This is a genomic window from Paraburkholderia sp. SIMBA_054, assembly GCF_046534875.1.
Classification (GTDB): Bacteria; Pseudomonadota; Gammaproteobacteria; order Burkholderiales; family Burkholderiaceae; genus Paraburkholderia; species Paraburkholderia hospita.
On sequence record NZ_JAWRXV010001098.1, the window covers coordinates 1 to 259 of the forward strand.

Annotated in this window: 1 pseudogene; it reads left to right on the plus strand. The window is 65.6% G+C overall.

From position 1 onward, the window contains the following. A pseudogene (locus SB822_RS58560) lies at positions 1 to 136 on the plus strand (sugar ABC transporter substrate-binding protein); the annotation flags it as partial. Between the last annotated feature and the right edge of the window lie 123 nt (positions 137 to 259).

Here is a 259-nt window from a genome sequence, read left to right on the forward strand (position 1 = left end):
GTCGCTCGCACACGGCATGGCTCAACCCGATGCAGCAGCCGGCGCGATCTCCGACGTGGTCACGAAGTTCATGAACTCGCAGCAGGATTCGAAGAGCGCAGTTGCGGCGCTCGCGAAGGCAGCGAAGACCAAGTAAGTGAAGTAGCGAAGCGGCGCGTCCGGGACCGGACGCGCCGCTTCGCGCCGCTGAGGGTGTCGGTTCGCGTCGCGCGATGTGCGCTTTAGCCGATGCAGCCCGATGCAAGCGGCTTCACCCTGG